General features: G+C 61.3%; 12 protein-coding genes and 1 pseudogene. 6 read left to right on the top strand and 7 right to left on the bottom strand.

Translation table 11 applies throughout. The features are described from left to right. Positions 1–101 precede the first annotated feature (101 nt). Positions 102–848 (bottom strand): creatininase family protein, encoded by a 747-nt coding sequence (locus ACP7B3_RS00260; RefSeq protein ID WP_426177126.1) that lies wholly within the window; start codon positions 846–848, stop codon positions 102–104. A 30-nt stretch (positions 849–878) separates the two neighbouring features. Then, positions 879–1,592, bottom strand: a complete 714-nt coding sequence (locus ACP7B3_RS00265; protein ID WP_145164484.1) for a murein L,D-transpeptidase catalytic domain family protein — start codon at positions 1,590–1,592, stop codon at positions 879–881. Between the two features lie 39 nt (positions 1,593–1,631). On the opposite strand from ACP7B3_RS00265, the gene ACP7B3_RS00270 reads away from it, so the two are divergent. Next, the gene (locus tag ACP7B3_RS00270; RefSeq protein ID WP_426177128.1) at positions 1,632–3,218 is read left to right on the top strand and encodes a L,D-transpeptidase family protein; all 1,587 of its coding nucleotides are present in this window, start codon (positions 1,632–1,634) and stop codon (positions 3,216–3,218) included. 55 nt (positions 3,219–3,273) lie between these two features. Here the strand turns inward: ACP7B3_RS00270 and ACP7B3_RS00275 are convergent, their stop codons facing one another. Both ACP7B3_RS00275 and ACP7B3_RS00280 read right to left on the bottom strand, forming a co-directional pair. Further along, a complete protein-coding gene (locus ACP7B3_RS00275; RefSeq protein WP_426177131.1) occupies positions 3,274–3,813 on the bottom strand; it encodes an AAA family ATPase in 540 nt (179 codons plus the stop codon). Between the two features lie 42 nt (positions 3,814–3,855). Next, positions 3,856–4,896, bottom strand: a complete 1,041-nt coding sequence (locus ACP7B3_RS00280; protein WP_426177133.1) for an alginate lyase family protein — start codon at positions 4,894–4,896, stop codon at positions 3,856–3,858. A gap of 109 nt (positions 4,897–5,005) precedes the next feature. On the opposite strand from ACP7B3_RS00280, the gene dapF reads away from it, so the two are divergent. Next, positions 5,006–5,806: a diaminopimelate epimerase gene (gene dapF / locus ACP7B3_RS00285; RefSeq protein WP_426177135.1), complete on the top strand. Its 801-nt coding sequence runs from the start codon at positions 5,006–5,008 to the stop codon at positions 5,804–5,806. A gap of 54 nt (positions 5,807–5,860) precedes the next feature. Next, a complete protein-coding gene (locus ACP7B3_RS00290; RefSeq protein WP_426177137.1) occupies positions 5,861–7,066 on the top strand; it encodes a TPM domain-containing protein in 1,206 nt (401 codons plus the stop codon). Positions 7,067–7,070: 4 nt separating this feature from the next. On the opposite strand, the pseudogene ACP7B3_RS00295 reads toward ACP7B3_RS00290, so the two are convergent. Then, positions 7,071–7,361 (bottom strand): annotated as a pseudogene (locus ACP7B3_RS00295) (methyltransferase); the annotation flags it as partial. 119 nt (positions 7,362–7,480) lie between these two features. Then, on the bottom strand, positions 7,481–7,975 hold the full coding sequence (locus ACP7B3_RS00300; protein WP_145164472.1) for a DUF1543 domain-containing protein: 495 nt from the start codon (positions 7,973–7,975) through the stop codon (positions 7,481–7,483). A gap of 106 nt (positions 7,976–8,081) precedes the next feature. Between ACP7B3_RS00300 and ACP7B3_RS00305 the strand changes: the two genes are divergently transcribed. Then, entirely contained in the window at positions 8,082–8,903 is an 822-nt protein-coding gene (locus ACP7B3_RS00305) for an aldo/keto reductase (protein ID WP_145164470.1), read from the top strand. 54 nt (positions 8,904–8,957) lie between these two features. Here the strand turns inward: ACP7B3_RS00305 and ACP7B3_RS00310 are convergent, their stop codons facing one another. Then, positions 8,958–9,473 (bottom strand): Hcp family type VI secretion system effector, encoded by a 516-nt coding sequence (locus ACP7B3_RS00310; RefSeq protein ID WP_106577823.1) that lies wholly within the window; start codon positions 9,471–9,473, stop codon positions 8,958–8,960. Positions 9,474–9,949: 476 nt separating this feature from the next. On the opposite strand from ACP7B3_RS00310, the gene tssA reads away from it, so the two are divergent. Together tssA and tssB are read left to right on the top strand one after the other, a co-directional pair. After that, a complete protein-coding gene (tssA, locus tag ACP7B3_RS00315; protein WP_426177140.1) occupies positions 9,950–11,503 on the top strand; it encodes a type VI secretion system protein TssA in 1,554 nt (517 codons plus the stop codon). Positions 11,504–11,535: 32 nt separating this feature from the next. After that, positions 11,536–12,033 (top strand): type VI secretion system contractile sheath small subunit, encoded by a 498-nt coding sequence (gene tssB, locus ACP7B3_RS00320; RefSeq protein WP_369302351.1) that lies wholly within the window; start codon positions 11,536–11,538, stop codon positions 12,031–12,033. The last annotated feature ends 15 nt before the right edge of the window (positions 12,034–12,048 follow it).

The raw sequence follows: 12,048 nt of genomic DNA on the forward strand, positions 1-12,048 counted from the left end.
GAGCGGGCTTGCTCGCGAAGGCGGCGTATCAGTCGATACATTTATTGACTGATCCACCGTTTCGCGAGCAAGCCCGCTCCCACATTTGCGATGGGCCTGGCCTAGGGTTTTGCTTCGCTGCTGAAGGTGTTCACGGTCTTGACCAACCCCTTGGCTGCCAACGCCACCAACTCACCGCCTTTTTCCACCGTCGCCAGCGCCGGGTCCGAACCCATGCGCCCGTCGGGGAAGCGTGCGCGGAAGTCCAGCGCTTCGCGGATCGGCCCGGTATTGGCGATTTGCGGAGAATACTCGGCGGACTTGATCGATTGCGGGTACGCCCACTGCGTCACCGCAATTTCTGACGGCGTGGCATGGCTGCCGTGGCCTACCGGGAATTGGCGTTGAGCCAAATCGTGCACGCCTTCCAGGTCCCACCAGTTCACCAGCTTGAGCGCGAAACCGGCGGGGCGGCGGGCAAAACTGGCTTCGGCGTACAGCTCGGAAAACGCCGCTTCAATGGTGGCGATATTGCCGCCGTGGCCATTCAGGAACAGGATCTTCTCGAAACCGTGCCCGGCCAGCGAGCGCACCCAGTCGCCAATGGCGGCGATAAAGGTGGAAGGGCGCAGGGAAATGGTGCCGGGAAAACCCAGGTGGTGCTGGGCCATGCCGATATTGAAGGTCGGGCCGATCAGGATGTCGGCGTTCTTCTGCGCCTCGTGGGCGATGATCTCCGGGCACATCCAGTCGGTGCCCAACAGGCCGGTGGGGCCGTGTTGTTCGTTGGATCCGATGGGAATCACCACCGTGCGGCTGCGTTCCAGAAACTGCCCGATCTCGGTCCAGGTGGAGGTATGTAGAAGCATGCGGCGCTCTCTTTTATCTGTGGGGACAGGCTAACCACCACGGATTGTACGACTACTCGCCACTTGTTGGGGCTTGCAGTTCAGATACGTCGATGACTTCAACCAGCGCTGGTCCGGGTACCAGGAAAACATGAACTGCCCATCCTTGAGTTTATCCACCACCTGGCGCGCCACTTGCGGGCGCACCGCCGGGCAACCCTGGCTGCGGCCGATGCGGCCTTCGCGCTTGCTCCACGCCGGGTTGACGTAGTCGGCGGCATGAATCACCAGAGCACGGTCGCGCGCCTGGTCATTGAAACCGGGCTCCAGGCCGTCCATGCGCAACGAGTAGCCGTGGGCGCCGAGGTAACTTTCCTGGGTGCGAAACAAGCCCAGGCTGGACTGATGGCTGCCTTCGAGATTGGAAAATTGCGTGGCGAAGTTTTCCCCGGACTTGGCACCGTGGGCCACCAGGTCGCGCAACACGAGGGTCTTTTTGCGCAAATCGAAAATCCACAACCGACGGGCGGTCGAGGGTTGGGAGTAGTCAATAACCGCTAGGCGCTCTGACCGTTCCTCGCCGTTATTGACCGCGCACTGCACCGCGCTCAGGGCGCTTTTCAGCACGGCGGGATTGAGTTCTGGAGCCGAGCGCGCCAGGCTGCTATACAAGTTAGGAGGATTCCCATTGGCGGCGAGCGCAAAATTGCTCAACGTTGCCAGCGTGACGGTGATCAAACCGAAGCGACACATAAAAGTCAGCATCTACAAAGCGTCCCCCGCTGTGGATTGGAGCCAAGTCAATTGTTCAAAAAACACGCATGTTACTTGAGCATTTGCCTGCTCGTTGCACCACTGGTCGCGACGGCTGATGAGCTGCCGATGGGCGCCGTGCCGGTTATTTCCGTCAGTCCGGTGCAACAGGCCCTCGCGCAGTTGCCCAGTGTGTGCCCCAGCCTCGCCCCGCAGATCGACGCCGCAGCCCTGGCGCGCCTGCAGGCGTTCTATCAGCAGCAGGGTGATGGGCCGCTGTGGTCTGGCGAAGAACGCCGCCAAGCCTTGCACACCCAGTTGCTGACGCTGGCCGACGACGGCCTGGACCCCAGCCACTATAGTCTGCCCACGGCGGATGCCACGGCCAACGTGCTGTGCAGCGACATCGACACCAGCCGCCAGTACCTGCAAGCCCTGCAGGATTTGCATTACGGGCGCCTGCAGCAATCGCGCTTCGAGCCGTTGTGGCATTCCCAACCACCCGCCCGCGACCCGAATACCGAGGTGCTGGCCTTCGCCGCCGCCGGCCTGCAAGACATGGCGCAAGCCTTTGACCACGCGCGGCCCAGCGCCGATCTGTACCGCAGCCTGCGCAATGCCTATGCCGCCGTGCGCCTGCAACCGTTGCCGCATTGGGACCCGGTTGCCAGCGGGCCACTCTTGCGTCCCGGCATGGAAGACCCGCGCGTGCCGGAACTGGCGCGGCGCCTGCACAGCGGTGGCTACCTGGCCAAAGTGCCCAGTGGCACTGGCAAGCAATACCGCGACGAGCTGGTCAAGGCAGTCAAGGCCTTCCAGGCCAGCCACTCGTTACAGGCCGACGGCGTGATCGGCGCCGGCACCGTGGCCGAACTCAACATCAGCCCGGCGATGCGCCGCGACCAACTGCGTATCAACCTGGAGCGCTTTCGCTGGCTCGCCCAGGACCTTGAGCCTGAAGGCGTGCTGGTCAACGTCGCCGCCGCGCAATTGAGCGTTTACCAGAGCGGCATTCCGGTGTGGCAAACCCGCCTGCAAGTCGGGCGCGCGGAGCGTCAGACGCCGCTGCTCAAGTCGCGCATCACCCGGCTGACGCTGAACCCCACCTGGACCATCCCGCCCACCATCATGCGCGAGGACAAGCTCCCGGCTATCCGTCTGAACCCCGAATACCTGCGCCAGCAAAACCTGCAAGTGCTTGACGCCCAGGGTCACCCCCTGGCGCCCGATCAAGTTGACTGGTCGCGCCCCGGCAACATTCTCCTGCGCCAGGAGGCCGGCCCGCGCAACCCATTGGGCAAGATCGTGATGCGCTTTCCCAACCCGTACTCGGTGTACCTGCACGACACACCCAGCCAACCGTTGTTCACCAAAGGCCCGCGGGCGTTCAGTTCGGGGTGTGTGAGGGTGGAACAGCCGTTGCTGCTGCGTGACCTGCTGGTGAGCCCGGCCGAACGCGCTCGCACCGATGAACTGCTGGCAACCGGCGTGACCCATGAGTTCAGGCTCGCCACGCCGGTGCCGGTGTTGCTGGGGTACTGGACAGTCGAAGTCGATCGCCAGGGCGGCTTGGTCTACGCGCCGGATATTTATGGGCGCGATCCAGTGTTGATGAAGGCGATGGGAGCAGTGCTTTAAAAAAATGCCACCTACGCAGGGAGAGGGCGCTTGCGCTGGTTGGACTGCGCGCCCGTCACACCTTTAGCGCTTCACTGGGCGCCAGCGCATTCGCCTCGGGTTTGAGGTGCGCCAGGATCAACGCCACCGCCTGATCTGCTGTCACATGGGCGGTATCGACCGTCAGTGGCTTTTGATCCCAGGCCTCATATTCGTGCGCCGATACGGAGCGCCAGTCAGGCGGAGTCAGGCCGGGAATATCCCCCGCACGCTGTTCAACACGGCGTTGATGTTCTCGCTCATCAGAGCAAATCACCTGGATATCAACCCACTCGACGCCTGCTTGAATCGCCACCGCTTTCCACGCCTCGCGGCTTTCCCTGACCGGGTTCACACCGTCTGCGACGACGGTGTGCCCCAAGCGCAAATTGCTCAACGCCAGCGCATTGGCCACGCCGTAGCCGCTGGCACCTACACCTTGCGCTAACACGCCCGCATCCCGAAGCGCCTGTTCGATCACATCGATGCGCAAGTAGGCGGCACCGGTCTGGCGCGCCAGTTGGCTGGCAATCGTGGTCTTGCCGGTGCCGGGCAGGCCGCTGAATACAACAAGCATGGTCAATCCCTTGAAAGAGCACCCCGGCCAGTCTAGCCGCGCTTACGGCAAATAGCAGGCACTGATCCAATCGGCCGGGTGGGCGGCCAATTGCGTCGCCACAGGCAGGTAGCGCTTGTCCAGTTGCGCCGCCAGCCAGAACAGCGTGGCGCTGCTTTTGGGTTCCCAGGTGCCGCTGTAGCCGGCTTCGCCCACCCCGGCGCGGTCCTTGTCGAATTGCACGTGGGTGTGCACGAACTCCTGGTGGCTGCGCTGGCCATTGGCATAGGGCACCAGCCAATCGAGGGCGGCCGCCAGGGACGCGCCATTGGCCTTGAGGTTCAGCCAGTCGCCGCCGTAGGGCTTGGCCGCCAGGGCAGCTTGCACCAGAGGTTCAAGGTCGTAGACCACGTAGTGCAGGGCATCGCGGTCGTGAAAATCGGTGACCGAGCCATCGGGCAACACATTGTCGGCGATCTGCTGTTTGAACACCTGGTGGGCCTGCTCGAGCATCGTCCGGTCGCCCAGTGCAGCGGCGGCCACCGTGATCAACTTGACGCGATGGCTTTGCCAGTTGTTGGTTTGCGTGCCTTTGTTCTGGCCGTGGAACTGCTGGATACGCGCGAGGTAGCCGTTACCCAGATCACTGATCAAGCGGCGGCTGGCTGCGCGGGTTTCCAGGCGCAGGTTATCGGCAGTCAGCGCATAGGCATTGATCAGCTGGTCGAGGTTGGTTTCGTCAATCGGGTTGAAGTCCGGTTGGTACACATCGGCCCAGGCGCCAAGGTAGTCATCGACTTGCCTGAGGTAACGCGGGTCGCCGCTCAACCGCCACGCCAGCGCGGCCTGGCGCATCACCGGCCAGTCTTTTTCGGCGGCAATGCTTTGCTCGCGAATGCCGTGGTGGGGCAGTGTGCCTTCAGTGTGCACATGGGCCAGGGGGTTGGGACGGTCAGCCAGGTGCCGTTCTGCGGCGGCCAGCAGCGCCTTGGCCGTCGACTTCGAGGCGCTCGGCTGGCACAGGCTGGGAGGCTGGGCGGCCGCCAGGGTCGGGTGGGAAAACGCGAGCAGCAGTGCGGTCAAAGCGAAGAGGTTTTTTTTCATGGCGGGCTCTGCCGGATCAAAACGCACACACGCTAACATGCGGTCGAATCGGTCTGGATGAAACTGCCGTATGCTCACCCTCCCATCGCGCTCACCGACCGGACAGCCCATGACATTGCCCTTTGTGAAGATGCATGCCCATGGCGATGATTTCATCATCATCGACCGCCGTGGCCAGGACGACCCGATCACCGCGCAGGTCGCCCGCCGTTTGGGCGACCGCCACACCGGCATCGGTTTCAATCAGCTGGCGGTGATCCTTGACGGCGTTGACGCCGCCGCGCGTATCAAATTCTGGAACCCCAACGGCACGCCGCTGCAAACCTGCGGCAGTGCCACGCGTGGTGTCGCCGACCGCTTGATGCACGAAGCCGGCACCGATTCGATTGTGCTGCGCACCGACCGTGGCCTACTGACGTGCGTACGCGCGCCGGGCCAGCGGGTGTCGGTGGACATGGGCGCGCCGTCGCTGGAGTGGTCGTCAGTACCGCTGGCCGCCGCCATGCAGACCCTTCTCTTGCCGATCAAGGGCGACCCGGCGGCGTGCAGCATGGGCAACCCGCACTGTACGTTTTTTGTCGATAACCTCGCCGCCATCGACGTGGCAGCCGTAGGTCCGGCGCTGGAAACCCATGCGCTGTTCCCGGCCAGGACCAATGTGCATTTCGTGCAGGTGCTGGACCGCGCGCATGTTCGTCTGCGCATCTGGGAGCGCGGCGGCGGTGTGCCGCTGGGTTCCGGTTCGTGTTGCTGCGCCGCGGTGGTCAACGGGATCCGGCGCGGCCTGCTGGATGACACGGTGCAGGTGCAGTGCGACGGCGGCACGGTCACGGTGCAGTGGGACGGGCAGGGCGGTGTGGTATTGACCGGCAGCGTGCAGCCGATCATGCAGGGCACGGCCTACGTGTGAACGTGTCAATAAGGTAAAGTCGGCGCCTTCAGGATGAAACTTCAGGTATCAAACATGATGGCGATGCTGCGGCAATCCGTGTTGAGTCTACTGGCGCTGATGTTCATCGGCCTGCTGAGCACTGCCCAGGCGCAGACGTCGCCCATCGGCGTCGCCCTCGACCAGCGGGTGATCGACCTCACCAATACCCTCGACGCCAGCATCACCACGCGCCTCAAAGACCAACTCGCCGCCCTTGAACAGCGCAAAGGCGCGCAAGTCGCGGTACTGCTGGTGCCCACTACCGGCGGCGCGAGTATCGAGGATTACGCCAATCAACTGTTCCGCGCCTGGAAGCTGGGGCGCAAGGACGTCAACGACGGCATCCTGCTGGTGGTGGCGAAAGACGACCATACGGTACGCATCGAGGTGGGCTATGGCCTGGAAGGCACGGTCACCGATCTGTTGGCCCATCGCATCATCGAAGAACACATCACGCCGGCGTTTCGCCAGGGCGACTACGCGGGCGGCGTGCAACAAGCGGTCAATGACTTGACTGTGCTGGTGGACGGCGGCGACCTGCCAAAGCAGGCCGCGCCGCAGGTTAACCCGCAGATCATCGCAGTACTGCTGGCATTTATCGCGGGCGGCATCGGCGGTGTGCTGATCGCTGCCGGCAAGCTGCACTGGCGCGGTGCGCTGATCGCCACCGTCGTGGTGACGGTGTTGCTGACGATTTATGCCGGCGGTCATGAGTGGCCGCTATACCTGCTGGTACTTGCGCTGACCCTGCTGATCGGCGGCGCCACGTTCGGCGCCCTGTGGCTGGCGCGCGCGGTGTTTTACTGCGTGGTGGGCGCGCTGGCGTATATCGTCGGGTTGCTGGTGGTGGACCACTTTGTGGCGGTCAACTTCGTACACTGGCTGGCGTTGCCGTTTGGCGGCGCCTTGGTGCTGGCGTTGTACGTGGGGCTGTTCTTCGTCATCCGCGAGTCCTGGAAGACCAAACCACGCTTTTTTCTCGTGCGTGCGTTGGCCGTCGCGGCGGTTTATGTGGCGGTCGGTTTTATGCTGGGGCACGGCTACCAGGGCTGGATCCTGGCGATACCGGCGGCCTCGGTCGTGGCGTTCATTGTGTTTATCCAGAGCATTTCCGATGGCGGCTCGGGGTCGGGCGAAGGGTCTGGTTCGAGCTCCGGCAGCTCCGGTTCCAGCTCCAGCAGCAGCTCGTCCGGCGGCGGTGGTTCCAGTGGTGGCGGTGGTGCGTCGGGCAGTTGGTAAGCCGTTAGCGCGGCTTGTAGCCCACCCAGCCCTTGAAACTGAAGCCGGCATAGAACAGCTCCACGCCTTCGAAGCCGGCTCGGCTGATCAAGGCAGCGTCCTCCTCGGGAGACAGCACCGGCAACTGTGCGCTGATCGCCGCTATCGCCCGCTCGGCATCCGCCGCGGGCACGCCGGAGTCCACGGCAAACGCGGCGTAGCGTTTCAACCAGCGGGCTTTTTCCTGCGCTGCCTGCGGGAAACTGTGGTGTGCCACGATCAGCGGCGCGCCCGGCAATACGGCGCTGAACAGGGCGATAAAGGCTTTATGCATGGCGGACCCACCTTGAGTTGTGCGTGTTATCAGGTCGGGGACTGATTGCACTGTCAGGCAGGTCGAGGGTGGGCGCCATACCCCGTTCGGGTAGGGATAACTCAGGGCAGGACGATGTAGTCGTTCTGTTGCACGATTGGCCTGTGCGAACCTTGCACCAGGTGCAGGTAGCGACCGTCGACCAGGTCGATAGGCAGGCAGTCGTCAATATCCATCACGCCGTCGGTATGGGCCTGGGACCAATGGCGCAGCATCTGCTGTTTCCCCTTGCTCTTCGCTTCCTTTTTGTCGCGGGCGACCACCAGCAAATAGTGATGGGCTTCGCCAAAAGCGTTGGCTTCGTAGCCGCCCAAGTTGATGAAGTACAGATGGTGCGCGCCGGCAGGCGGGGCCAGGTGGCTGAGTTCAACTTTCCAGCCATCAACGCCATCCACTGCCATCCAGGAGTCGATGTGCACACCCTTGGGGCTGCCAAACCAACCATCGCGCAATTGCGGGTAGGTGTCTTGCAGTGTGTTCGCTACAGCGAACACCACATCGTGAACTTCAATTCTGGCCCGCGGGTGCTTGCCCCCGAGCATCACGACAAACAGCATTGCAGGTCCTTCCTGGCGACTTTTCAGAGGGCAACCATACTTCGATTGAACCCTTTTGTCCGCCCAATGCCACATTGTTAATCCGCGAACTCATCAGGAGGTTGTCATGCGCACCATCGATCTGGCCGGCGTTCCCGTCCCTGTCATCGGCCAAGGGACCTGGCGCATGGGCGAAAACCCGGACCGGCGCAGCGCCGAGGTCGCCGCGTTGCAGTTGGGTATCGACGAGGGCATGACTCTGATCGATACCGCCGAAATGTATGGCGAAGGCGGGGCCGAGGAAGTGGTCGGCGAAGCCATTCGCGGTAAACGTGATCAGGTGTTCCTCGTCAGCAAGGTCTATCCGCACAATGCCAGTCGCAAGGGCGTGCCCCGTGCCTGCGAAGCCAGCCTGCAGCGCCTGGGTACCGATTACATCGACCTGTATCTGTTGCACTGGCGGGGCCAGTATCCCCTCGAAGAAACCGTCGAAGCCTTCGAAACATTACGTCAGGCCGGCAAGATCGGCCGTTGGGGCGTCTCCAATTTTGACGTGGCAGACCTGCAGGAACTTGCATCCCCGGCGTGTGCAACCAACCAAGTGCTCTACAACATCGAAGAGCGCGGTATCGAGTTCGACTTGCTGCCATGGTGGCAACAGCACCATTTGCCGCTGATGGCTTACTGCCCGATCGCCCAGGGGGGTGAGTTGTTGTCCAGCCCGACGCTCAAGCAGATCGCCCGTCGCCATGAGGTCACGCCCGCTCAAGTATCCCTCGCCTGGGTGTTGCGTCAGGACGGCGTGATCGCAATTCCCAAGGCTGTTACGCCCGAGCATGTGCGGCTCAACGCCGGTGCCGCGAACCTCAAGCTCGATGAGCACGATCTGGACGCGATCGACCGCGTGTTCGGCGCACCCAAGCGCAAGCATCCGCTGGCAATGGTCTAGCCAACCAAGCAGGCGCGGCGCCGTCCCTGGCGGCCGCTTCTGCCTGACCCGATGTTAGCCGGCTACCGGACTACGCCAGTCGTCCGAGCCTGAAGTACCGGCGACTTCGTGGGTCCAGACGATCTTGCGGTAAGTGAAATACACATCCTCCAAATGGGTGAAATGAGCGTTGTCCGGGTCCTGGCAGTTGGGCATCCGCGATTGAATGTCCACGATGGTTGCGCCTTCCAGTTCGGTGGTGAAGTAATGCTCCTGGGTGCCAGCCGAGGAGGTACGGAACCATTCCAGTCGACATGACACTTCTTCACCCGTGGTCAGCGCGCTGAAGAGCAGCGGTGAGGACTTGTCGAAGACCTTGCTGACCATCAGAGGCTTATGAACCCTTTGGCCGGTCGGCTGGCCCGATTGTGGGTCGCGGGGAATGATCACCTGGTGGGCAAACGCCTGCACGAGGATCTGATCCTCATGACCTTCCTGATAAATATTGCCTACCGAGTCCTGAGTAAATGTGCCTGCCGTGATCAAGCCTTGCTTGACACCGGTGATAGTGAGGTACGCGGGTGTTGGCATGACTGGTTTCCTTGCCTGATTGAGTAGGTAATTCCGACGGCGTGTTTGCCAGCGGGCAATTGCCTATAACAAAAAGCGTGCCTGAAATAATGAGAGCCAATGGAATAAAGGGGTTGGGGGAGTTGTTAGTTTAAATATATAAAAGTTGTCGTCGGTTGGCGCTTATTTTCGTGTCGATGTTTGCGCGAGTGTGCGCAGTTAGTTGCTCATGCTGTTTTATTAATGAGTACACGGGTGCGCAAGGTATTCGGTTTTATCACTGCGCGTGAAGTGCGCAAATAGCTGCGCAGGCCCGTTTTTATTGGTTTTGTAGGAAATTGCTTAAGTGCGGGCTCACCGCTTGATGATTGATTCTTGTATGGCTAAGGTTCGCCTACTTCGTCACGTGCTGGACGAAGATTAATTGGCCTTCTAATGCGTATGTGGATTGCGGTTAGTTTGTCGCCCTTGCCTTGAACAGTTATGTGCGGACCGGAATGGTTTATTCAGACACGCTCTACGCTTATCACCTTGAACTTGCGCGCTTACCCTGTTCGTCAGGGGGCTTTGCCGGCTGTGATATGCGTTTTTCGAGTGAGTATGAAGCCCTGGAGTCCGAACTCGGCAAGGCACATTCGATACATGGTGCAGGCTTGCCGGATTGGCAGCGCGTCAGCGAGCTCGGCGAGCGGGTTTTGCGTGAGCACTCCAAGGATCTGCGCGTCGCCGTCTGGTTGACCTGGGCGTTGCACCAGCGCGATTCATTCCCCGGGCTTCTGGCGGGCCTCGGCGTACTGCTTCATCTGTGCAAGCATCACTGGGCGATTGTCTACCCTGCTAAATCACGTACGCGTATGGCTGCGTTTGGTTGGCTGGTGTTGCGGCTTGACCCCCTGTTCACGAAGCATCTTTCACTTACCGATCAAGTGCCATTGTTTCAGGCGCTTTTGGAGCACCTGAAAAGTCTCGACGAGCTGTGGCGTGAACATCTGGGGGACGACGCGCCCTTGTTGTTACCGATCCGCAGGCAACTGTCGGAGCGTTTGGCGCTTGCCCTGCAGGGCGGTTCCGAGCCGCGTGGTGTTGCGGGTGCCATCGCTCAGGTCAAGCAGGTGGCAACGCAGCTGCTGAGGCCTGAACAGCCGGTCAACAACGAAAAAGACGCGCAAAAACTGTTGCGGGCATTGCAGGAACAGGCTCGGCCACTGTGCGCCTGGTGGCTGCGCCAGAGTGCCACTGATCTGCGTGCCTTGCGCCTGAGCCGCACCCTGGCCTGGCTGGCGCTTACCAACTATCCCGACGCCAACAGTGAGCGAATAACCGCTTTGCGCGGGCTTCCTCACGACAAACTCAAACGCTACCAGAACCGTCTGACCCAAGGTCATCACGCCGACCTTTTGCTTGAGCTTGAAGCGAGCCTGGCCGGTGCGTTGTTCTGGTTTGACGGGTTGCGTATGGCCTGGGAGTGCCTCGAAGCCCTGCAGGCAGAGTGGGCCATGACCGAGCTGGAAATGAATTTTGCGTTGTTGTTGCAGCGCCTGCCGAGTCTGCCGGAGTTCAGGTTTGATGACGGCACCCCATTTGCCGACCCCGCGACGTGTGATTGGATCACGCTCCACGTCCTTCGCCACGTACATAAAGCCGAGCCTTCAACCGCCGTCATCGATGCCGGAAACGAGCCCTGGGAGACGGCCTTGCAGGCCGTTATGTCCAGGCTGCGCAAAGAGGGCCTGAAGGCGGCGATTGCCACGCTCAAAGAAGGACTGCACGCCGCCCGCGGCGACCGGACCCGCTTTCATTGGCGATTGGCGCTGGCCAGATTGTGCATACGAGCAGGCAAACACGAACTGGGCAGGATCCAGCTCGAACAACTGGACCTTGAATTACAACAGGCGGGCCTGGAGCGCTGGGAGCCAGAACTGGCCTTTCAAGTCTCCCGGCTCCTGTATCGCTGTTATGACCTTTTGCCACAAGACCATGCCGTGCGCGAGCGCAAGGAAGTCACCCATCGCAGGTTGTGCCACTTCGATCTTGAAGCGGTGCTTGATTAGGCTCGCGAGCCCACCGAAAAAGGAGAAACACCATGCTCAAAGACGGTTCGGTAGCACCCAAGGAACGTATCAATATCACCTTCAAACCTGCCATTGGCGGTGTGCAGGAGGAAGTCGAACTGCCACTGAAGTTACTGGTGCTGGGCGATTTCAGCCAGCGCGAAGATCTGCGCAAACTTGAGGATCGAAAGCCCATTGGTATCGACAAAAACACCCTTGACGAGGTGTTGGCCAAACAAGCTCTGAGCTTGACATTGAGCGTTCCGAATCGATTGCAGGAGGAGGGTGGCATCGAGGAGCTGTCCGTCGAGGTTCGGATTAACGCGATGAAGGACTTCAACCCCGCAAACCTGGTTGAACAAATACCCGAATTGCAAAAGTTGATGGCGTTGCGTGAGGCGTTGATGGCACTCAAGGGGCCGCTGGGTAACACGCCAAGCTTTCGCAAAGCCATTGAGCAGGCGCTGGCCGATGACGAGTCTCGTGCGCGCGTACTCGCCGAGCTGGGGCTGAGCGGCCCGACCACCTGAACCCTTCAGTAAAAG

The sequence above is a fragment of the Pseudomonas sp. TWRC1-2 genome (genome assembly GCF_049896685.1).
GTDB lineage: Bacteria > Pseudomonadota > Gammaproteobacteria > Pseudomonadales > Pseudomonadaceae > Aquipseudomonas.

Coding starts and splice junctions, on each gene's coding strand:
- tssA (WP_426177140.1), top strand. CDS start 9,950: ATGGTTTATTCAGACACGCTCTACGCTTATCACCTTGAACTTGCGCGC.
- ACP7B3_RS00280 (WP_426177133.1), bottom strand. CDS start 4,896: ATGAAAAAAAACCTCTTCGCTTTGACCGCACTGCTGCTCGCGTTTTCC.
- ACP7B3_RS00290 (WP_426177137.1), top strand. CDS start 5,861: ATGATGGCGATGCTGCGGCAATCCGTGTTGAGTCTACTGGCGCTGATG.
- ACP7B3_RS00265 (WP_145164484.1), bottom strand. CDS start 1,592: ATGCTGACTTTTATGTGTCGCTTCGGTTTGATCACCGTCACGCTGGCA.
- ACP7B3_RS00300 (WP_145164472.1), bottom strand. CDS start 7,975: ATGCTGTTTGTCGTGATGCTCGGGGGCAAGCACCCGCGGGCCAGAATT.
- ACP7B3_RS00305 (WP_145164470.1), top strand. CDS start 8,082: ATGCGCACCATCGATCTGGCCGGCGTTCCCGTCCCTGTCATCGGCCAA.
- ACP7B3_RS00275 (WP_426177131.1), bottom strand. CDS start 3,813: ATGCTTGTTGTATTCAGCGGCCTGCCCGGCACCGGCAAGACCACGATT.
- tssB (WP_369302351.1), top strand. CDS start 11,536: ATGCTCAAAGACGGTTCGGTAGCACCCAAGGAACGTATCAATATCACC.
- ACP7B3_RS00310 (WP_106577823.1), bottom strand. CDS start 9,473: ATGCCAACACCCGCGTACCTCACTATCACCGGTGTCAAGCAAGGCTTG.
- dapF (WP_426177135.1), top strand. CDS start 5,006: ATGACATTGCCCTTTGTGAAGATGCATGCCCATGGCGATGATTTCATC.
- ACP7B3_RS00260 (WP_426177126.1), bottom strand. CDS start 848: ATGCTTCTACATACCTCCACCTGGACCGAGATCGGGCAGTTTCTGGAA.